The following is a 20,593-nucleotide window of genomic DNA, read 5'->3' on the forward strand; positions in this document are numbered from 1 at the left end:
TATCCTGTTCATCGCGTCAGTCGATAAAAAAGTATACTAAGCTGAACGTGCCTTTTACTGAGCAAGTAGAATTTTTTGATCACATAGTTCTTTATTATGAAAATTTATGGTCTTAATGCAAAATTTAAAGTGTTGCGCAAGTAAGCGCAGAACCTAACGAATCAAATTATATAAATTAAAGGGTAAATTAATGTAGACCTCTGTATTGAAATTGCCCAATTATCTTTCTTATTTTTGCCAAACAGTAGTTAGTCAAATCTGCTGTTGAATGTTTTAATATGGATTTTTGGATTTATCCGATTGCAATTATTGGAGGCTTTTTAGCTGGATTTATCAATACTTTAGCCGGCAATGGTTCGGCAATAACTCTTACTATTTTAATGGAGTTTATGGGCTTACCACCCAATATTGCAAATGCTTCTAACCGCGTTGGAATTTTTGCCCAATCTATAGTTTCAACCTCCGTTTTTCAAAAGCATGGCAAGATAAATTGGCGAACCAGTTTGCCATTTATTATTACCGTTTTTTTAGGAGCGATGGTTGGTCTTTATTTGGCTTTGACGGTAGATAATGCAGGATTTAAACAAGTTTATGGATTTTTAATGATCCTACTGTTATTTGTGATTCTGTTTAAGCCAAGTCGTTGGATAAATCCTCCTGAAGGTGAAAGAAAATTACCATTAATATTTTTATTGATTGGATTCTTCCTGCTCGGAATTTACGGCGGCTTTATTCAAATGGGAATGGGAATTATCTTTTTAGCATTCTCAGTCTTGGTCGGTAAATTCGATATGCTGAGTGCAAATGCGATGAAAATTATTTGCGTAGGTTCTTATACCGGTGTTGTTTTGCTCATCTTCGCTTTAAATGGCTGGGTAAATTGGTGGGCAGGTGGATTGATCGCCGTAGGTCAAATTATTGGAGCCATGATAAGTTCGAGATTTGCCAGCAATCACCCTAAAGCAAATATCGTCGCACACCGATTACTTATTGTGGTCGTTGTTTTTGCAATTGTAAAATACTATTTCTTATAATTGAACGCTGATTTATAATAAAACAACCTTAAACCAAACACGACCTGGATTTGTAAGTTCACTATAGGTCCCAATTTGAGGCTCTCTTTGTTGATTCCTACCGCCCATTCCAACGGGCTGTCCGGTACCTGTTGGTGGTCCATTTTGATCGTCACTTAAATCTGGTTCATCAAAACTTCCCGTAATAATACCAATTGATAAATTACTTAAACCACTTTTACCGGTCTTACTTATTTTTGAAATAGGAATCGTTAAGTCATATATTAATTCTGTTCCTTGCTCAGTTGAAAGGGTAACAAATACAGGTGGATTTGATTGAATGATAGAAAAAGCTTCCGAATATTCATCATTAATATACATTCCATCCTTAGAAGTCATTGTAATTCTTCGATCTATGTCTTTTCTGTCGCCTTGATTCTCTGGCATCGATCCTTGCTTATTCATCGGCATCACTGCTTTTTCGCCTAATGGATATTTAATCGCAATATCTCTTTTCTTTTTGCCAGATGGGTCTAGATAAACGGTAAGTCCTGTCCGTAAAATTTTTGTAATCGTTAATTCATTATTCGATCGCAATCTGAGATGAATAGTCGAATCTGTATTTGTTACTAAGTAACTAATCTTACTTTCAGCATCATAATAACGGAACTTTAAAGGAGTAACCGGCGTGTTTTTTATACTGTTGATTGTTTGCAATGAAACACATTGCGTTAAAGAGAATAACAGTACAAACAGGATACTATTTCGAATGATTTTCATAATGATGAATTTTGAATGCGCTGCAAAGTAAGTCATCATTCTTGGTACTACGAAATTTTTAATAAAAATTAAGACCCATAATTTTTCGCATCTTTCAATAATTAACAAAAAAATATGAATTCATAAACTTATTTTGATTTAAATTCGCCGTGTGAAAGCAAGTACAAAATATACTGTTTTAATATTCCTTCTGTTGACTTATTGTTTTTCAATTGGTCAGCAGCATTTTGTTGTTGCCGATGTTAATCAAAATGAGGAAGGTTCTTTTTCTGCTAAATACGGACAGGAATTAACGACCAATACGGCTAATTATTTTGCTGTTCACACCGCGTTAGAATCAGTTTCAACGATTCAACACTTTATTCCTTTTAACGAATCCATTGATAAATTTGCACAATTCGCAGCAACGATTGATCTTGCTCACGTTGAAAGTTTATCGTTTAAGCAATATTTTACCTCATTGCTGAATGATCTTATCGGTACAGGGAAGGCTGACGGCATTTTTCCATTCCATTATCACTGGTAAATAGTTAAGAATAGTGAATCGGCCAATGCATTTCATTGGCGCAAATTATTTTTAACATAATATTTATCAAAATGAATTTATCAACAACAATCACAGGATTGGTACTTGTACTAGTCATTATTTTACCGTTTGCAGGAATGCGAATGAAGAGAAAAAAATCGAATAAAAAATTATTAGACGCTTTAAATGAATTAGCAGTAAGTAACCATTTTAGCATTAATCAACACGAGTTATTATCTGATATTGCAATCGGAATTGACGCGATAAAAAAACAATTGTTTTTTGTGAAGCGAACAGATCAATTTGATGTCAATCAAATTGTGGATTTATCACATATTGTGAATTGCGAAATCGTCAAAACGCAAAGGAATGTAGAAAATGCAACGACTCCTTTTAAAATAATTGAAAAACTCGAATTGGTTTGTCAATCACAAACAGGTAATAAAAAATCGCAATCAGTCATCGAATTTTATAATGCAGATATTGATATGCAATTGAATGGAGAATTACAATTATTAGAACATTGGAAAAATATAATTGTAGAGAAAATCGGTTTCGCTAAATAATTGATTGGAATTAATAATGTCATGGCGGTAGGATCTTAGCGGTCTTCACCGCCATTTTTTTATCCGTAGTGCTATCCTTAGTTATCACTAAATAATTAATGGATTGAAGGATTTGTCGTCCAATATGGGGATTAAATCCACAATTGAATGATGGAGGAAATACTTTTTATTCTGCAAACTGTTGATTTTTAAAGACCTTCAAGGTTTATGCTTTTTTGGTACAATTATCGTTATTCAATGTCCAAACAAATGAAAACAGATATGAAAAATTTATTATTAGGATTATTAGCAGTTTGTACAATCGGAACAGGTTATTCTCAAGTTAACCCTCACGCAATTGGTGTTAGATTAAACGGTTCTCCATCATTATACGGTGCTGAATTTTCTTTTCAATTAGGCGTAACTGAGAGAAATAGATTCGAATTTGATTTAGGAGGACGAAGTCATAAAAATTGGTCAAGTGTAAGTTTGACTGCAATTTTTCATTGGGATTTTAATATCCTTCAAGGTTGGAATTGGTTTGTTGGTCCTGGTGCGCAAGTCAGTCATTTCATCGGTAAAAATGTTTATGAAAATGACTTTGGCGTTTCTTTGGGTGGACAAATAGGTATGGAATACGACTTCAATCATTTAAACGCACCAATATTAGTAGGTGTTGATATACGACCGATGTTCAATTTTATTGGTTCTTATGGTGGTTTCGGTTATGGAACAGCGTTGAGTTGTAGATATACTTTCTAATTAAAAGGCAAATGATTATTTTAGGCTAAATTAATTTTAACTCTATGAAATCATTGCTTACCAACGCGTTCATTATTTTATCACTATTTCTTTTTAGTCAGTGTAACAACCCCATAAAAAATGAGGATGCAATTGTCTATGTCGAGGAAGGAACAATAGTCAACACGGGAAAGGATACGACTGATAATTTAGTCAATGAAGTAGATCCCATCGCAGAGGAGGTTGATCCGACACTTGCTCATTTAATTGGATATTGGGTAGGTTATTTTAAAATGGCAGATCATGAATACGCTGAATCAATAAATTTGGACGAAGGATATTCGTGGAATAGGGAAAACAAAATCAATATCTCCATCGATAAGATTGTAGGAGATGAAGTGTTTGGACACAGTGTAGTGGCAGGAAATGATAGGCCGTTTAAAGGTGCCATGGTTTTGTTAGAAAATAATAATGGAATTTCTTATATTTTTGATGTACGAGAACCTGGAGATGATAAATATGATGGTCATTTTACATTTGAAATTAGTAATGATAAATTGAGTGGAAAGTGGAAGGCTTACAAAAAAATAGATATTCAAAATAGAGTTTATACATTGGAAAAAAAGCCTTATCAGTATGATCCTAATGTGCAATTGGTGCATGTAAAAGATTATGTGAATTGGGAAAAATTCACGGAAGATATTGAGGTTTATCAAGTCGATGGAGAAACAGAAGAATGGATTTATCGTCAATTTTCTACTGCGACAGAATTAATGTATGAAATCAATGCCTCAACAACCTTGTTGAAAAAAGCGGATGTTGAGAATTTGAAAAAAGGAGATCTTACTATCATTCGAAATACCATCTACGCAAGACATGGTTATTCTTTTAAAAATAGACCGCTAAGGGTCTTTTTTGATGCACAACCTTGGTATATTCCTGTTCATACAGATATCACAACTGATTTTACAGATATTGAAATAAAGAATATCGAATTATTAATGAGTTTTGAAGAGAACGCAGCTGAATATTACGATTCTTTTGGCAGAGGGTAATTGACATTATGCCGTCTAAAAAACAATTTTTAATAAGCGGTTATTATGCGGGAATCATCTATTTTTCCGTATTAATGATACTGATTACTTTACAGTATATCCCGGTAGATTTTAAAGCAGCATTTTTAAGAATTAAACAAGATGAAATTGCGTTGGTCCATTATCAATGGAGTTTTTTTATTCACGTTTATATCAGCATTTTTGTACTCTTATTAGGGATCACACAGTTCTCTAAATCTATTCGTTTAAAATATCGATCGTGGCATAAAGCTATGGGGAAGGCTTATGTTGGTTTGATCCTATTTTTAGCAGCTCCTTCCGGTCTTGTAATGGCTTTTTATGCCAATGGTGGTTTTTTCTCAAAATTAGCCTTTGTTCTATTGGCTGTTTTTTGGTTCTATTTCACTTTTAAGGCTTTTCAAAAGGTAAAACAAAAGGATTGGATAGGTCATCAAAAATTTATGTTGCGCAGTTATGCCTTGACTTTGTCTGCCATTAGTTTGAGGTTGTTTAAATGGGGGTTGGTAGCCGTTTTTGAATGGCCTCCAATGGATAATTATCGCATCGTGGCTTGGGCTGGTTGGTTGGTGAATTTAATAATTGTTGAAATTTACATTTACTTCAATTTACGCAGAGCAATCTAAACTATGCATTAGAAAATCTACGGCGATTACTAAGTTTAATTCGTTAAATTTAAGGTTCTAATTAATTACCTTAAACGGCGTTAAACAAATATTATGTTCAAAAAAGCTTATAAAATTGCAAGTAAATTTACCCACCCTTTAATTATTGGTATTCGTTTTTTTGATGGAACGATGGACAGTGGGATTGGCACTTTTGTGATTCTAAATGATGAAGGTTGGTTAATGACTGCTGGACATATGATGCATCCTTCAATTTTGGCTGTACAACATAAAAAGGAAATAGAACGATACAGAGCTGAGCAAGATAAGATCAATCAGAATTCGACATTGTCTATGGGGCAAAAAAAGAATCAATTGAAAAAATTGGTGTCCAATAAAAAATGGATTGAGCAATATGCACTTTGGATAGGTACACAAAAAACAATGATTGAGAAACAACATGTTTATGTCGAACAGGATATTGCTTTTATCAAGATCGATCCTAAATATGTGGCGAATCTAAAGGATTTTCCAGCTATTAAAGCCCCAACCGATGATGATATTGGAGCAAGTGTATGTAAATTAGGATTTCCTTTTCACCCGGTTAATGCGACTTTTGATGAAGAGAAAAAACAGTTCGTAATTCCAGCAAATTTATTCCCAATACCAAGGTTTCCAATAGATGGTATGTATACGCGAAACTTAAAAACGGGTAGGTCTAAGGATGATACTTATGATATCCTTTATCTAGAAACGTCAACACCTGGTTTAAAGGGGCAGAGTGGAGGTCCTATTTATGATACTGATGGGAACATTATGGCTATCCAATCAAGAAATATGACCATACCACTTGGATTTAAAGGGCGTGTTGAGAACAATGGTAAATGGGTTGAAGAAAATCAATTCATGAATGTTGGTCTAGGTGTGCACGGAAAAATGATTGTGAAGTTCTTGGACGAATTAGGAATTAAATACAATCGCGCTGAAGGGTAGGTGTTACTCGCTTAAAAATCAGACAGTCTCATTTTTTTAGTATATTCGTTTAAACCTAACACAACTTGTTTGAATGGTCTGAACATTCTACTAAAAATTATTATATGAAACTAGAAAATATCTTGGACCGAATGGGGTCTTTAGAAAAGAACTCATTTATTAAAATTATAGACGGTATAATTAGCAATAATCCTAAAAATAAAAAGGAAATTGAAAAGATTCTGATCGCTTCAGACAAGGGTATTAAGTCGGTAGATAATCAGAATATCACAAATATATTTTTACTAATCCAAGACGAATTCACAAAACATATTTTTGAAGCTTTTCAAGAAGTGTCATCACAGTTTGATATTCTTATTGATATCATTATTCGTGATGGTAATTGTATAATGAAACAGGATTGGTTTTCTAGATTATATGAGAATGAAATAAAAAGTATAAAGATTAAAATTAAGGATGTAAAGAGTGAGATTGATGGAGAAAAATCGGAACTTAGTTTTAATAGAAACCGTGATTATAAAATTTATTATTCTTGCTTAAAGACGGCATATTTCAATGATATTGAAGCGAACAGGGAAGCGAAGATTAGTTCTGATGAATTATCCATTATGCTCACTTTGTCGAAAGTTTTAGGGTTGTCACAGGAGGACGTGAAATTAATTAATTATACAATCTTGCCGATAAAAAAGTTAGAAGTTTTAGATGTAATTAATGAATTGAAGAATCTTGGCGTGTTGTTCTTCTCAAAGAAAGAGAATACCGTTTATATTGCTGATGAAATGGTTAAAATCCTAAGAACCATACGTAAAAAGGAAGTTGCTCCAAAATATTACCGACGTACACTCAAAGTTTTAAGAGATCCTATAATAAACCAAATAGCTCGGAATCATTCAATAGATAGATCTTTAGATATAAGTTCAAAAATTGAAATGATTTTAAAGCAAGGTATTTCATTTAGTCATTTGCTTGCATTTGAGATTCATAAGCCGGATGCGACTTTAACTGAGAAAAAAAAGACATTGAATGATCTTTGTGAAACAAGTTTGAGTCTGAATAACCTAAAAGGTAGTACATTGGAAGAGAAGATTGGAAGTCTCATAGCACACTTTGAAGAGATTGAACAAGATGAAAAAGTTGGCATTAGTATAGATGGATTTGAAAAAATGTTAGTAGAGCTAAATGTTACTTTACCCAAATTAAATAAACAACTTAAAGCTATTTTCGAATTGCAAGAAGAGTTTGTTTTAAAGGCAGAATTCTTATTAGACTTCAATATTAAACCAAGGGATATTCTTGATCTTTTAACGAAGAATGACTTAGGTGTATTTATTAAGGCAAATGGTATAAAACAACGTGGAGATGATATTCTAAATATTTTAGAGCATTATAAAGATGTTGAGAATTTATATCTTGAGAATTATGCTAATGTTGGTTATCGTAATCTAAATGGACTTAAGGAAAATGGTATAATAATTAGGGAGGCCGAATTAGGGTTGAAGTTTGAAGAGTTAACTAAAGTAATATTTAATGGGTTAGGGTTTAATGTCGATGAATCATTGAAAAACAGTATTAATACACAAAAGGATATGATGGATATTCTTTTAAATATTGGAAATAATGAAGTAATCATTGTTGAATGTAAATCCGTTAAAGAAAAAGGATATAATAAATTTAGTACTGTATCGAGACAGTTAAAGTCGTATCAAAATCTAGCTTTGAAGAATGATTTGAGAATTGTGAAGATACTTTTGATAGCTCCTGAATTTAGTGATGATTTTGTTACTGATTGTGAATTAGATATTGAAATGAATCTTACTTTGGTTAAAGCTGAATCACTATCGAATATTTATAATGCTTTTAAAAGTTCTAAATATGATGTTTTTCCACACATTCTATTCCGTGATGTTGTCGTCAATGAGGAACGAATTTTAAAAGCTTTGTCGAAATAAAAAATCATTAAAACCATCCTCAAATTTCCAAAACCTATCCTTTATTTTAACTAACTTTACTGCTCTAAATCACGAATAAAAGATGGGCGAATCATTCTTCGAAAATAAAGAATTTAAACATGTGAATTACAGTGGTTCACCATTACCTAAGGGGGATTACGAACTTTGTATTTTCAATAATTGCGATTTTTTGAATGCAGACTTGATGGAAATAAAATTCATCGATTGCGAATTCAATGATTGTAATTTTAGTGGCGCAAATATCAGTAATACGGCTTTCCAATCTGTTAAGTTTGAAGGTTGTAAAATGCTTGGATTACACTTCGAATATGCCAATCCTTTTGGCATGTCATTTTCATTTTCACATTGTCAATTGAATCATTCTTCATTTTATAAATTGAAATTACCGCGTATTACAATTAACTTTTGTAATCTTGAAGGTGTCGATTTTACCGAAGCGACATTGATAGGTGCTGATTTTGGAGCATCTGATTTTAAAATGGCAAGATTCGATCGAACGAATGTCGAAAAATCGGACTTTAGAGGCGCTACAAATTATCAGATTGACGTTGAGAACAACCGCATTAAAGGTTCGAAATTTAACCTTGACGAAGTAAGTGGTTTATTGACAAAGTACAATCTCAAAATTGAACAATAATTCGAATGAACCATACGGTACAAAGATTGTATCAAGAGTCGAATATTAAATATATGGAATCTTGAAAAAAATACTCATTGTACTGCTATATTGTTTCCCGCTTATCGGAAAAGCCGATCTCAATCCAAGTTTTCTGTCGCTCGAATTAACTGCAGATAAATCTGCTTTTTCCATTGACGAAACATTGCAATGGAAAATTAGGTTTGTAAATGAAGGTGACCAATCGCGTGGTGTTTTATTGCCGGGCAGTCAAAACAAGGGAAATCGACTAATTTACTTCTCGTATTTTACCGTAAAAAACAATATCTATATGGAAGTGGCACGTGAGTCTGCCGAATTGAATATGGATACAACAAGAATCGGTTACCATGATTTTAAATATATTCTAGCTAAGCAATCTTTAGCGATACCAATTTTTATGAATGATACGATTAACTACCCTGTTAATAATGCTGCCCATCATAAAATTCCAGATTTACCTATTGGCGAATATAAAGTGTTGGCTTGGTATGCTCCTTTTAGTGTAAAGAATGGGGCCTTGTTTTTTAATCGAATCGATCCTTTTGGCCATATAGATGAAACGCATTATAATGTAAATCGTTTTAATGTATACGAAGATGGTTTAATGAGTAATTATATGGATATTGAAATAACCACGAATCCAACGCCGGCGGTTGCATTTGAATATACGGAATTCTGTCCAGTAAATTGTAAGCTATGTGAGGCGATAGATGACAATAATTGGTCTAAAGTCAATGCCATAATTGATGATCAGACCTATTATACAAACGCGATAGATAGAAATTTTATAGATAGTAATTGGACACAACCCCATCGGAATGTGGCATTTTTATATCATGGACCGGATGCCATTCTTGCCTCTATGCCATCTAGTACTTCTCGCCGAATTATTTTTCAGAATAAGGATGGGTATCACTATTACGACTTAACTTGGCAATTGGGTATTGTTTATGCTGGACGTTCTCGATTTTATTTGATTAAGAGATTATTTGCTCCAATGCGTATCGATATTCCAACTGAAAATCACGATTTTCAACAACTTGTTCGTTTCGAGCGTTTTGATTAAATTTGGTGACTGCTGTTTACATTAAAATATTAAAAATATGTTAAAAGCGAATAAAAAAGAACGTTCATTCTTTTTTATGTATTACCTTTGAACTGTCAAAAGACAAAAAGAATGTTAAAACTTCAAAAAAGTAAAGATAAAAAGCAGGCCTTATTAAAGGCTACACTACTATTGGTTAACGATGCTGGCTTTCAAGGAGCATCAATGGCTAAGGTAGCTAAGGTGGCAAATGTGTCGCCCGCAACAATCTATCTTTATTTTGAGAACAAGCAAGATTTGATTAACCAATTGTATTTAAACGTAAAAGAAGAATTCAGCAAAAGTGCATTTAATGGAATTGATATGGCTCAACCCGTTAAAAAAATCTTTGAGCAAATTTGGTTTAATATCGCAGATTTTAAATTTAATGAGGTTGAAGAAGCGCAGTTTTTATCGCAATGTGATAATACGCCTTTAGTGGATGAAGAGTGTCGAGCAGAAGGCTTGAATCATTTGCAACCACTGCTGGATCTCTGGTTAAGAGGACAAGAAGAGGGGATAATTAAACCGTTATCACCATATGTATTGTACGCTTTTACCATTTATCCGATGGCTTTTTTAATGAATAAGCAAACCAAATCTCATTGTCCGTCGGATACAATTAAACTCAAAGAAACCTTTCAAGCTGCTTGGGACAGTATTAAAGTTTAACATTTTTTATTTAATCAAAAAAAGAATGAACATTTATTAATTTTTTAAGAGAAATGGAATTATTAGACAAATTAAATTGGAGATACGCCGCAAAAGCAATGAATGGCGAAAAAGTATCAGAAGAAAAAATTAACGCTGTTTTAGAAGCGATTTCTTTAGCACCTACATCAAGTGGTTTACAACCATTCGAAGTGATGGTGGTAACGAATCAAGAATTAAAAGAAAAAATTAGACCAGTTGCTTGGAATCAATCAGTGATTACTGACTGTTCGCACTTATTAGTTTTTGCTGCTTGGGATACTTATACTGCAGACAGAATCAATAAAATGTTCGACCTGACAAATGAAGTGAGAGAAATGAAGAATGAAGGTTGGGAAAATTACCGTCAGCAATTATTGGCAGCTTATCCAGGGCGTCCAGCTGAAGAGAATTTTCAACATGCAGCTAGACAAGCATATATCGGATTCTCAATGGCAATTGCTGCTGCTGCATTCGAAGGCCTTGATAGCACACCGCTTGAAGGTTTCGATCCTAATTCGGTAGATGAAATTCTAGGACTTAAAGAAAAAGGTTTAAGAAGTTGTGTAATGTTACCTATTGGTTACCGTCAAACAGAAAACGATTGGTTAGTGAACTTGAAAAAAGTGCGTAAACCAATGGAAGATTTAGTAACAAATTATAAATAAAAGTAGTGCCGATTTAAAACGGTATATAATTTATTAAATAGCCATAAAAAGGAGCAACTGAAGAGTTGCTCCTTTTTTATTTTTACCTAATTATTCGAATTTCAAGTTCAATTATTATTATTTTAAAGGCATACTCAATTAACATGGCGAAAAAGATAGGTTTAAAAGAAGCAATATCAATTGGAATAGGTGGAATGGTCGGAGGTGGAATATTTGCTGTGCTTGGTCTAGCGGTCGCATTAGCAGAAGGTGGAACACCAATCTCATTTTTAATTGCTGGTTTAATTGCCTTAATAACTTCTTATAGTTATGTGAAATTATCTTTGAAATATCCGGATAGAGGAGGTACAGTTAAATTTGTAAATCAAGGATTTGGCAAAGGTGTTTTTAGTGGTGGAATCAATAACTTGCTTTGGGTAAGTTATATCATCATGTTGTCATTGTATGCCTCCGCTTTTGGTTCGTATGCCCCAAATTTATTAGCTTTAACTAATGATGTTGCCTTAGATGGACATATCTATGCTTCAATTATTGTCGTTTTTGCAACGGCGATTAATTATTATAGCATTAGTGTTGTAGGTAAAATTGAAGCGTATGCCGTAATCATTAAACTCATCATTCTTCTCGCTTTTGTAGGCTTTGGAATTTATGGACTATTCGGGAATCCGCATTTATCACAATTGTCACCAGAGAATTGGGAATCACCTTTTAAATTATTGACCGCGGGTATGGTGATTTTTGTGGCGTATGAAGGATTCGAATTAATAGCCAATGCCGCTCCCGATATTGAGAATCCCGAGAAAAATATACCTAGGGCTTATTATTGGTCAGTGATTTTTGTGATCTTCTTATATGTCATCATAGCGATTATAACGGTAGGTTCGTTAGCATTCTCTCAAATTGCTACTGCGCAAGATTATGTATTGGCAGAAGCGGCTAAACCTATGTTAGGCAAGGTTGGATTCACGATAATAACCGTGGCAGCACTTATTTCAACTTTTTCAGCTATCAATGCTTCTTTATATGGGGGAACAAAAGTGAATTATGAAATATCTGAAGATGACGAATTACCACATGAGTTTACCAGTAAATTATGGAATCAACCTATTGGATTGATGGTAACTGCGGTATTGACTTTAATTTTGGTCAATACATTAAAGCTGGAGAGTATTTCAACCGCAGGTAGTGTTGGATTCCTTTTGATTTTTGCTGTGGTCAACTTCACAGGATTTAAATTGTCTAAAGAATTAAATGCCAATCGAATTATTCCAGTGATTGGATTTGTGTTCTGCCTTATCGCAATGATTGCACTATTGGTCCAGCATTTTTCAGTAAGCCAATCGGATGTTTATATCGCATTAGGAATAATACTTTTCTGCTTCTTATTTGAATTCATTTATAAGCAAACAGAAAAGTCAAAAGGATTTTAAAAATCTTTCGACTATAAATCGTCAACAACAACTTTATAAGTAGGGTCTTCTAGAATGTTCACATCTATGATATTCACAGCGTTGCCCAATAATTTTTGACAATCAGCACTCAAATGTTTTAATTGAACACGCTTCCCAACCTTATGGTAACGCTCGGTTAATTTATTCAATGCCTCAATCGCTGACATATCAACTACACGACTTTCTTTAAAGTCAATTACAACTTGTTCTGGATCGCCTAATACATCAAATTTATCTGCAAAAACCGAAGTAGATCCGAAGAATAATGGACCGTAAATTTCATAGTGCTTAACACCTTGATCATCGGTGAACTTTCTTGCTCTAATTCGTTTAGCATTGTCCCAAGCAAAAACCAATGCTGCAATGATAACACCTATCAATACTGCCAATGCAAGATTGTGCAAGAAAATAGTAACCAAGGTAACAACAACCATCACAAAAATATCTGACTTCGGCATTTTATTGAATGTTTTTAAACTCGCCCATTCAAATGTTCCCACTGCAACCATAATCATCAATCCTGTTAAGGCTGCCATTGGAAGTTTTTCAATTAAGCTCGAACCGAACATAACAAAAACCAATAACATCAATGCAGCTACAATTCCTGATAATCTTGCTCTTGCTCCAGATGAAATATTAATTAAACTCTGACCAATCATCGCACAACCACCCATTCCTAACATGAATCCAGATAAAATATTCGCTGATCCTTGCGCTACTGCTTCTTTATTCCCTCGACCACGCGTTTCTGTGATCTCATCAATAATATTTAATGTTAAAAGACTTTCAATTAATCCTACACCAGCAACTATAGATGCATAAGGTAATACCAATAAAAGTGTTTCCATTGTAAAAGGTACATCTGGAATAGAAGGTATAGGGAATCCACCTTTTACAGATGCAATGTCACCTACTGTTGTTGTGTTAATATCGAATAAATAAACAATTCCAAAAATCACCAAAATAGCCGTTAAAGCTGCAGGAATTACTTTCGTTAATTTGGGTAATCCCCATATAATAAGAATCGCAACAGCTACTAATCCAACAAATGTAAATAATTGTGTTCCTTGCATCCATGGCGCATTAGGATCAGTGCTATCTACTGTGAATTGACTCATTTGAGACATGAATATGATAATGGCTAAGCCATTAACGAATCCGAAAATTACAGGATGAGGAACCAATCGCATTAATTTACCAAGCCGCAATAAACCTGCAATAATTTGAATAATTCCGGCAAGAATCACCGTTATAAATACGTATTGTGTGATTTCATCAACACTAATGGCTGGATTTAACTCCTTTAAAGCAGTTATTAAACCAAGAAAAACCACAGCAACAGCGCCAGTTGCACCAGATATCATACCAGGTCTACCACCTAAAATTGCTGTAACAAGCCCCATTACAAAGGCCGCATATAATCCCGTTAGTGGTGAAAGTCCAGCTAATAAAGCAAATGCAACTGCTTCAGGAACCAATGCTAACGCAACGGTTAATCCTGAAAGAATTTCATTTTTGTAATTTACTTTTTGAGATAAATCAAAAAAGTTCAAATACTTTCTCATTGTTTTCTACTTGTTGATGGTTATTTCTTTTCAAAGTGCAAAAGTAGGACATTAATCTTAATAAAAAATTTTTAGCTAATTTCAGTATAAGATCAAGCATGTTTATAAATGTTAATTATAGTGTTATAGTAATTATTGATTTGACTTATATCAACAAAATGTCGTAATTTGTAAATAAAAAATAAGCATGGCAAAAAGTAAAAAATTAACCACCTCTGCAGGTGCTCCCGTATCAAACAACCAAAAGTCATTAACAGCTGGAAACAGAGGTCCTGTTTTAATGCAAGATTATAAATTACTTGAAAAGTTAGCACACCAAAATCGTGAGCGAATTCCAGAGCGTGTTGTTCATGCCAACGGATGGGGAGCGATGGGAACTTTTACTGTGACGAACGATATCAGTAAATATACGCGTGCAAAAGTATTTAGTGAAGTCGGAAAACAGACTGAGATTCTATCTAGATTTTCAACTGTTGCTGGCGAAGCAGGTGCAGCGGATACTGAAAGAGATGTACGTGGTTTTTCTTTAAAGTTTTATACGGAAGAAGGAAACTGGGATATGGTTGGTAATAATACGCCAGTATTTTTTATTCGTGATGGATATAAATTCCCTGACTTTATTCATACGCAGAAAAGACATCCTAAAACCAATTTAAGGTCGAACGAAGCGATGTGGGATTTCTGGTCGTTAACACCTGAAAGTTTACATCAAGTTACCATCTTAATGTCTGATAGAGGAATTCCAACTGCGCCCATGTTCATGAATGGTTATGGCAGTCATACTTATTCTTTTTGGAACAATGACGGCGAACGTTTTTGGGTGAAATTCCACTTTAAAACACAACAAGGACACCAACATTATACAAATGCTGAAGCTGCAACTGTAATAGGGGAGACGAGAGAGAAATATCAAGAGGAGCTTTATGGTGCTATTGAAAAAGGAGAATTCCCAAAGTGGAAGTTAATGGTGCAAATTATGCCGGAAACTGATGCTGAAAAAACACCTTATAATCCTTTCGATTTAACACGTGTTTGGCCACATGGTGATTATCCTTTACTTGAAGTTGGTATTTTAGAATTGAATAAGAATCCAGAGAATTATTTTCAGTATGTTGAGAATGCTGCCTATTCACCTTCGAATATTGTCCCAGGCATCGGTTTCTCGCCCGATAAGGTATTGCAAGCTAGAATTTTCTCATACGCAGATGCACATCGATATAGATTAGGAACACATTATGAAGCTTTACCTGCCAATGCAGCAAAAACAGAAGTGAATCATTATCATAAAGACGGTGCAATGCGCTTTTTCAGCAATGATTTTGGAAATCCAGATGCATATTACGAACCGAATACTAAAAATGGACCAGTTGAGGATCCAAGTGTTGAAGAACCGCCAATGAAAATTGATGGAGATATTACACGTTACGAAGATCAGGATCAATTGGGAGATTATAAACAACCAGGAGATTTATTCCGCCTATTTAATGACGAACAAAAACAGCGTTTATTCAATAATATAGCGGCAGCAATGCAAGGTGTTTCATTAGAGATTATTGAAAAACAATTGGCACATTTTGACAAGGCTGATCCAGCTTATGGTGCTGGTGTTCGTAAAGCATTAAATCTGTAAATAGAAAAATATCAATCATTAAAACGGGCAAGAGATTGCCCGTTTTTTAAAAAGAATAGCATGACAATTTTTGAAGCAATAAGACAAGAGGACTTAGCATTGGTGAAACAAGTTTATGATGAAAATCCATCGATTTTAAACGAACAAGATCAAAGAGGTTCGACACCATTATTATTGGCGACTTATTTTGGTAATGAAGAAATAGCAAAGTTTTTAATTGACCAAGGAGCAGATTTAAATGCGCAAGACAAATCCGGAAATACAGCCCTAATGGGTGTTTCTTTTAAAGGATTTGATGTTATCGTTGATCTTTTAATAACAGCTGGAGCAGATGTGAATATTTTGAATTATAGCGGTGCTAATGCAGCTAGTTATGCTGTTACTTTTAATCAAAAAGGAATTTTACAGCGCTTAATTCAAGCAGGAATTGATTTGAATATTAAAGACGCCAATGGCAAAACCTTGATTGATTTAGCGAAAGCGCAAGGTTTAAAGGAGTTTGTCGAATTATTGGCAGCTTAATTAATTTTTTAGTAGCACTTTTATACAATGGAATTGAGTCAGGAGTACGTATTTAAGTCGGAGCGTTTAGGTTTTAGGAATTGGATTGATTCGGACATAGTCAAAATGATTGCCATAAGTGGTGACCAACGCGTAATGGAATTTTTCCCTGCAACGGCAACGCCAATTCAAACCAAAACATTCATTCAACGCATGCAGGAATTGTTCGAACGTGAGGGATTCTGTTATTTCGCCGTAGACAGTCTCGAAGATGCAAAGCTCATTGGGTTTATCGGTTTAAACGAAGTGAATTACGAAGCCGATTTTTCACCTGCCATTGATATTGGCTGGCGTTTAGGAGTTGATTATTGGAATAAAGGTTATGCCACTGAAGGCGCAAAAAGATGTCTTGAATTTGCTTTTGAAACATTGAAATTAAAAGAAGTGATTGCGACGGCTCCTGCGATTAATTTAAAATCAATCGCTGTGATGAAAAAAATAGGTATGCAGCTTAAAACGCCATTCAAACATCCTCGATTAATAGGGAATAGTCGTCTTGAAAATTGTGTTTGCTATGCTATCAGATAAGAATTGTAGTATTTTTTCAACGAATGTCAATTCGAATTAAAATCTCAAAAACCAAGTCGCCATCGGAATAGGAAAAGATTGATTTTGGTTTTGGCTATTAAAAATACTCACACCTGCCAGTGAAAATTGAAAGGCAAAACTTGGTCTCGACTGGAATCTTAACCCCGGCATTAAGTATAGCAATTGTTGTTTTAATTCAGTTGCTGTTACGGTGACCGTATTTCCTGTTATATCAGTTTGACTTTGAATATTTGGATAGGTGTCTGTTCGCTTATTCACGAAAAGCATTCCATCAATAATAAAAGTGGCGGTACGACTTATTTTTGCCGCGAATCCAATTGAAAAAGCTGGTGCAACTAGGGCTTTCTTCTTTACAAATTCGTAAGGTAGAATTTCGGGCGAACCGGTTGGGAAAAAATAAGTGCCAATTACGGGTTGATATGAAGCTTCATTATTGGATATACCATCTATATCAAAATAAGAAATTCCAGCAGACAATGTTAGGTTGATATCAGTTTTACCAAAGGTTACCATGGCCCAATGAAGTCCCCCTAAATTATTAAAAGCATTTAAATAACCAGATGTGCCGAATAGTGTTCCCAAGCCAAAATTAATATTTTCGTTATTCGTCGGAATGGTATATTTTAAAGCTAAAACTATAGGAGTAGCGACCCAAGAAGCCATTATTCCAACGGATAAATTATCAATCGGAGAGAAATGTACTTCAGGTCCATAAAGATTGAAAGCAGCATAATTCTCGTTCTTTTTGACAGGAAATGAGTTGGTCGTAAAATGGTATCGGGTATTAAAGGAGGTTGGAGGATTGACAGGATCGTATTTATCCTCAATTTCTTCCGCTTCAATTTTTGTAATTGAAATGATGTCATTTTTGTCCAAATAAATATGGCCAACTTCTTTAGAATCTAACAATACTTCTCTACCATCATCTGAAAGAATGTATCCTGTTTTTGTTGAACGATCCTTCATTGTTATGCGGACCAATTCTTTTTCTTTAGTCACGGTAGTTTCTTGTCCGTAAGCTTGTGACGTTACAATTTGCGCCCCAAACATATAGGCTGCTATGAAGAATAAAACCTTAAGCACTTGTAGTTTCATAAGTATATTTTTATGATAATACGGAAAAAAAATACAAGCGTTGTATGAAAGAGCCAATTAAATTTACGATTTACTAATTCTTTTAGTTGATCTCTACGTTTGTGAATTTGAGCAGATCTTTAAATCCTAAAATACCATGTACACATTGGAATGATAGGTAAACCATCATTAATTGTAATAAATCTATTTAGATAATAGCCACTTAATGATACTTGGAACGCTTTTCCTTCGCTTAATTCGAATCGGACACCAGGCATGAAATAGGCGATTGTGACTTTTTCAAATTCATCCGTGACCGTTATTATTGGAGCGGATGGATTTGAATTATCTAAATTAACTTTTTGATTCGACCCACCAGATGAACTAATATAAACGGTAGCGTCAAAAGTAAGACTCACCTTTCTGCTCAATGTTTTACGTGCGCCAAGAGAAAAATAAGATCCTTGTGTAATTTGTGGTCCTGCATCTTGGATGGGTAAATTCGTGTAATTATCGTTTCCAAAAGCATTTTCACTATAATAATAATCGTTGCCATCATATTGACCAGGGATATAGGAGTAATTATTGTTTTTCATGCCTAAATCGGCATAACCATATCCGTAGGATAAAGAAATATTGTCTTCATGATTTCCTATCGTTCCAGTCAACCAAAGATTTCCTCCATAACCTCTAAATTTATTTAAGTATGCAGACGACCCGATTCTTGTGCCAATACCTAAATGAAAAACATCACTATTAATCGGTAAGGTGTATTTTAAAGAAACAGTAAATGGACTTGCAATCCAAGAGGTAGCGAGATTAATGGTTAAATTATCCATTACTGTATAATGCAGCTCCGGTCCGTAAAGATTAATTGCAGTGTATCCTGTTCCTTTTTTCAACGGTAATGCATTTGGTGAAAGTTGATACCGTGCTGTAAAACCTGCTGGATCTTCATCAAAAACAGGATCTGCTTCTTGCGATTCAGCCTCTTGTTGATTAATTTTTTTGATTTGTGCAATCTCAGATTTTTTTAAATATAATTTACCAACTGTTTTGGTCTCAATCAAGGTCTCTCGTCCATCATCAGAAAGTATTTCCCCAATGTAAACTTCCCCATTGTTCATGGTTATTTTTACAGGTCCTTTAATTTCATTTTCAATTGGTTGTGCAAATCCTGAAACTGAAATAAAGAATACGATTAGAATTGTGAGTAATGATGAACTAACGCTCTTTTTCATAAAATACTTTTTAAATTAAAATCTGAAAAACCATGATACCATTGGTATCGGGAAAGAATAAGCTAAATAAGTTTCAGAAGATCCTATATTCTGTTTGAAAACACTAACGCCCGCTAATGAAATTTGAAATGCGCGTGATGGTTTGGATTGAAACCTCATACCTGGCATTAAATATAATAACTGACTTTTTTTATCTGAAGCTTTAACTGTTGTAATTTGATTTACGCCAATTGTCTCAGTGGTCTCAATTCGATTAGCTCCTACTTTTTTGCCCATAAAAAACATACCATCCATTATAAAAGTGGCATTCTTGCCGATTTTTGCTGCAAAACCAACAGAAAATGCAGGTGCGGTGAGGTTGTTGTTTTTAACTGTTTCTTGCTCAGGATAAGCTGGGTTGGACACGGTACCATAATAAATACCTTCTTTACTAACTGTTTGAAAACTGTTTAAACCGTCTGTGTCAAAATGTGAATATCCTGCAGACAAGGTTAAATTTAAATCTGCATCACCAAATGTTACCATCCCCCAATACAAACCACCGTAATTAGCAAAAGCATTCCAATAACCAGAAGTGCCAAAGAGTGTTCCCAAGCCGAAATTTATATTTTTATTGTTCGTTGGAATTGTATATTTCAGTGCCAATACAAATGGACTTGCCATCCAAGTTGTCATTATGCCTATTGATAAATTGTCTAATGGAGCCAGATGAACTTCAGGTCCATAAAGGTTAATCATCGCATAATGCTCGCCTTTTTTAAGGGGTAAAGAATTGGTTGTGAAATGATATCTTGTATTGAATGAAGGTGGGAGCGTAACTTCTCCCGTTGTCGATTCGTCAGCTTCATCGCCGAGAATTACAATGTTTTTAATATCACTTTTTGGTAAATATATTTTTCCTACTTCTCTCGAATTTAAAAGGATTTCACGCCCGTCATCGGAGAGTATAAAGCCCGTTTTAAAACTGCCATCTTTCATGTTTACTTTTACTAAGTCATATTCAGAATAGGTGACATCAACTTGGCTATAAACGACGTTCGACCCGCTATAACCAAAGCAGAAAAGCCCTAATGCTAAAATGAATTTAAAAATATTTGTCTTCATAATATGAATATTTAATCTAATATATGAACGATTTTTTAGATAGGGCGATAGTATTGACTATTCTTTGGTTTA

At 34.2% G+C, this 20,593-nt stretch carries 21 protein-coding genes; 16 read left to right on the forward strand and 5 right to left on the reverse strand.

From position 1 onward, the window contains the following. The first annotated feature begins 278 nt into the window (after nt 1-278). Complete coding sequence (locus tag T367_RS0101690; protein ID WP_027418292.1) at nt 279-1,034, forward strand: sulfite exporter TauE/SafE family protein; 756 nt, start codon at nt 279-281, stop codon at nt 1,032-1,034. 12 nt (nt 1,035-1,046) lie between these two features. On the opposite strand, the gene T367_RS0101695 is transcribed toward T367_RS0101690, so the two are convergent. After that, the gene (locus T367_RS0101695) at nt 1,047-1,793 is read right to left on the reverse strand and encodes a hypothetical protein (RefSeq protein ID WP_157454086.1); all 747 of its coding nucleotides are present in this window, start codon (nt 1,791-1,793) and stop codon (nt 1,047-1,049) included. A 151-nt stretch (nt 1,794-1,944) separates the two neighbouring features. Between T367_RS0101695 and T367_RS0101700 the strand changes: the two genes are divergently transcribed. The 12 genes from T367_RS0101700 (at nt 1,945) to T367_RS0101755 (ending at nt 12,776) form a co-directional block, all read left to right on the forward strand. Then, complete coding sequence (locus T367_RS0101700) at nt 1,945-2,319, forward strand: hypothetical protein (protein ID WP_027418294.1); 375 nt, start codon at nt 1,945-1,947, stop codon at nt 2,317-2,319. 71 nt (nt 2,320-2,390) lie between these two features. Continuing rightward, nucleotides 2,391-2,885 (forward strand): hypothetical protein, encoded by a 495-nt coding sequence (locus T367_RS0101705; RefSeq protein ID WP_027418295.1) that lies wholly within the window; start codon nt 2,391-2,393, stop codon nt 2,883-2,885. Nucleotides 2,886-3,146: 261 nt separating this feature from the next. Next, complete coding sequence (locus T367_RS0101710) at nt 3,147-3,626, forward strand: hypothetical protein (protein WP_157454087.1); 480 nt, start codon at nt 3,147-3,149, stop codon at nt 3,624-3,626. Nucleotides 3,627-3,670: 44 nt separating this feature from the next. Further along, complete coding sequence (locus T367_RS0101715) at nt 3,671-4,660, forward strand: YARHG domain-containing protein (RefSeq protein WP_027418297.1); 990 nt, start codon at nt 3,671-3,673, stop codon at nt 4,658-4,660. 74 nt (nt 4,661-4,734) lie between these two features. Beyond that, nucleotides 4,735-5,304, forward strand: coding sequence for a DUF2306 domain-containing protein (locus tag T367_RS0101720; protein ID WP_027418298.1), 570 nt, complete (start codon nt 4,735-4,737; stop codon nt 5,302-5,304). Nucleotides 5,305-5,397: 93 nt separating this feature from the next. Then, nucleotides 5,398-6,276 (forward strand): trypsin-like peptidase domain-containing protein, encoded by an 879-nt coding sequence (locus T367_RS21015; RefSeq protein WP_035842148.1) that lies wholly within the window; start codon nt 5,398-5,400, stop codon nt 6,274-6,276. A gap of 104 nt (nt 6,277-6,380) precedes the next feature. After that, the gene (locus T367_RS0101730; protein WP_027418299.1) at nt 6,381-8,225 is read left to right on the forward strand and encodes a hypothetical protein; all 1,845 of its coding nucleotides are present in this window, start codon (nt 6,381-6,383) and stop codon (nt 8,223-8,225) included. A gap of 82 nt (nt 8,226-8,307) precedes the next feature. Then, nucleotides 8,308-8,883, forward strand: coding sequence for a pentapeptide repeat-containing protein (locus T367_RS0101735; RefSeq protein ID WP_027418300.1), 576 nt, complete (start codon nt 8,308-8,310; stop codon nt 8,881-8,883). Between the two features lie 61 nt (nt 8,884-8,944). Beyond that, nucleotides 8,945-9,970 carry a hypothetical protein gene (locus T367_RS0101740; RefSeq protein WP_027418301.1) on the forward strand — a complete coding sequence of 342 codons (1,026 nt, stop codon included), beginning with the start codon at nt 8,945-8,947 and terminating at the stop codon, nt 9,968-9,970. A 111-nt stretch (nt 9,971-10,081) separates the two neighbouring features. Next, entirely contained in the window at nt 10,082-10,660 is a 579-nt protein-coding gene (locus T367_RS0101745; protein ID WP_027418302.1) for a TetR/AcrR family transcriptional regulator, read from the forward strand. A gap of 53 nt (nt 10,661-10,713) precedes the next feature. After that, nucleotides 10,714-11,346, forward strand: coding sequence for a nitroreductase family protein (locus T367_RS0101750; protein ID WP_027418303.1), 633 nt, complete (start codon nt 10,714-10,716; stop codon nt 11,344-11,346). A gap of 143 nt (nt 11,347-11,489) precedes the next feature. Continuing rightward, entirely contained in the window at nt 11,490-12,776 is a 1,287-nt protein-coding gene (locus T367_RS0101755) for an APC family permease (RefSeq protein ID WP_027418304.1), read from the forward strand. A gap of 11 nt (nt 12,777-12,787) precedes the next feature. Here T367_RS0101755 and T367_RS0101760 read toward each other — a convergent pair whose 3' ends face one another. Then, a complete protein-coding gene (locus T367_RS0101760) occupies nt 12,788-14,362 on the reverse strand; it encodes a SulP family inorganic anion transporter (protein WP_027418305.1) in 1,575 nt (524 codons plus the stop codon). A gap of 187 nt (nt 14,363-14,549) precedes the next feature. Here T367_RS0101760 and T367_RS0101765 point away from each other — a divergent pair, with 187 nt between their 5' ends. From T367_RS0101765 to T367_RS0101775, 3 genes are read left to right on the forward strand one after another with little or no spacing between them, the layout of a single operon-like run. After that, entirely contained in the window at nt 14,550-15,992 is a 1,443-nt protein-coding gene (locus T367_RS0101765) for a catalase (RefSeq protein ID WP_027418306.1), read from the forward strand. 60 nt (nt 15,993-16,052) lie between these two features. Then, nucleotides 16,053-16,514: an ankyrin repeat domain-containing protein gene (locus T367_RS0101770; protein ID WP_027418307.1), complete on the forward strand. Its 462-nt coding sequence runs from the start codon at nt 16,053-16,055 to the stop codon at nt 16,512-16,514. A 27-nt stretch (nt 16,515-16,541) separates the two neighbouring features. After that, a complete protein-coding gene (locus tag T367_RS0101775) occupies nt 16,542-17,081 on the forward strand; it encodes a GNAT family N-acetyltransferase (RefSeq protein WP_027418308.1) in 540 nt (179 codons plus the stop codon). A 36-nt stretch (nt 17,082-17,117) separates the two neighbouring features. Here T367_RS0101775 and T367_RS0101780 read toward each other — a convergent pair whose 3' ends face one another. From T367_RS0101780 to T367_RS0101790, 3 genes are all read right to left on the reverse strand, one after another. Next, nucleotides 17,118-18,197: a hypothetical protein gene (locus tag T367_RS0101780; RefSeq protein WP_035842030.1), complete on the reverse strand. Its 1,080-nt coding sequence runs from the start codon at nt 18,195-18,197 to the stop codon at nt 17,118-17,120. A gap of 119 nt (nt 18,198-18,316) precedes the next feature. Continuing rightward, nucleotides 18,317-19,417 carry a hypothetical protein gene (locus T367_RS0101785; protein ID WP_027418310.1) on the reverse strand — a complete coding sequence of 367 codons (1,101 nt, stop codon included), beginning with the start codon at nt 19,415-19,417 and terminating at the stop codon, nt 18,317-18,319. Nucleotides 19,418-19,432: 15 nt separating this feature from the next. Next, nucleotides 19,433-20,521: a hypothetical protein gene (locus T367_RS0101790; protein WP_027418311.1), complete on the reverse strand. Its 1,089-nt coding sequence runs from the start codon at nt 20,519-20,521 to the stop codon at nt 19,433-19,435. Between the last annotated feature and the right edge of the window lie 72 nt (nt 20,522-20,593).

It is taken from the genome of Crocinitomix catalasitica ATCC 23190 (assembly GCF_000621625.1).
Lineage (GTDB): Bacteria > Bacteroidota > Bacteroidia > Flavobacteriales_D > Crocinitomicaceae > Crocinitomix > Crocinitomix catalasitica.

Excerpts from the sequence above, each read along its gene's own strand:
- T367_RS0101690 (WP_027418292.1), top strand. The coding sequence starts at position 279 with ATGGATTTTTGGATTTATCCGATTGCAATTATTGGAGGCTTTTTAGCT.
- T367_RS0101695 (WP_157454086.1), bottom strand. The coding sequence starts at position 1,793 with ATGAAAATCATTCGAAATAGTATCCTGTTTGTACTGTTATTCTCTTTA.
- T367_RS0101705 (WP_027418295.1), top strand. The coding sequence starts at position 2,391 with ATGAATTTATCAACAACAATCACAGGATTGGTACTTGTACTAGTCATT.
- T367_RS0101710 (WP_157454087.1), top strand. The coding sequence starts at position 3,147 with ATGAAAAATTTATTATTAGGATTATTAGCAGTTTGTACAATCGGAACA.
- T367_RS0101715 (WP_027418297.1), top strand. The coding sequence starts at position 3,671 with ATGAAATCATTGCTTACCAACGCGTTCATTATTTTATCACTATTTCTT.
- T367_RS0101720 (WP_027418298.1), top strand. The coding sequence starts at position 4,735 with ATGATACTGATTACTTTACAGTATATCCCGGTAGATTTTAAAGCAGCA.
- T367_RS21015 (WP_035842148.1), top strand. The coding sequence starts at position 5,398 with ATGTTCAAAAAAGCTTATAAAATTGCAAGTAAATTTACCCACCCTTTA.
- T367_RS0101730 (WP_027418299.1), top strand. The coding sequence starts at position 6,381 with ATGAAACTAGAAAATATCTTGGACCGAATGGGGTCTTTAGAAAAGAAC.
- T367_RS0101735 (WP_027418300.1), top strand. The coding sequence starts at position 8,308 with ATGGGCGAATCATTCTTCGAAAATAAAGAATTTAAACATGTGAATTAC.
- T367_RS0101745 (WP_027418302.1), top strand. The coding sequence starts at position 10,082 with ATGTTAAAACTTCAAAAAAGTAAAGATAAAAAGCAGGCCTTATTAAAG.
- T367_RS0101750 (WP_027418303.1), top strand. The coding sequence starts at position 10,714 with ATGGAATTATTAGACAAATTAAATTGGAGATACGCCGCAAAAGCAATG.
- T367_RS0101755 (WP_027418304.1), top strand. The coding sequence starts at position 11,490 with ATGGCGAAAAAGATAGGTTTAAAAGAAGCAATATCAATTGGAATAGGT.
- T367_RS0101760 (WP_027418305.1), bottom strand. The coding sequence starts at position 14,362 with ATGAGAAAGTATTTGAACTTTTTTGATTTATCTCAAAAAGTAAATTAC.
- T367_RS0101765 (WP_027418306.1), top strand. The coding sequence starts at position 14,550 with ATGGCAAAAAGTAAAAAATTAACCACCTCTGCAGGTGCTCCCGTATCA.
- T367_RS0101770 (WP_027418307.1), top strand. The coding sequence starts at position 16,053 with ATGACAATTTTTGAAGCAATAAGACAAGAGGACTTAGCATTGGTGAAA.
- T367_RS0101775 (WP_027418308.1), top strand. The coding sequence starts at position 16,542 with ATGGAATTGAGTCAGGAGTACGTATTTAAGTCGGAGCGTTTAGGTTTT.
- T367_RS0101780 (WP_035842030.1), bottom strand. The coding sequence starts at position 18,197 with ATGAAACTACAAGTGCTTAAGGTTTTATTCTTCATAGCAGCCTATATG.
- T367_RS0101785 (WP_027418310.1), bottom strand. The coding sequence starts at position 19,417 with ATGAAAAAGAGCGTTAGTTCATCATTACTCACAATTCTAATCGTATTC.
- T367_RS0101790 (WP_027418311.1), bottom strand. The coding sequence starts at position 20,521 with ATGAAGACAAATATTTTTAAATTCATTTTAGCATTAGGGCTTTTCTGC.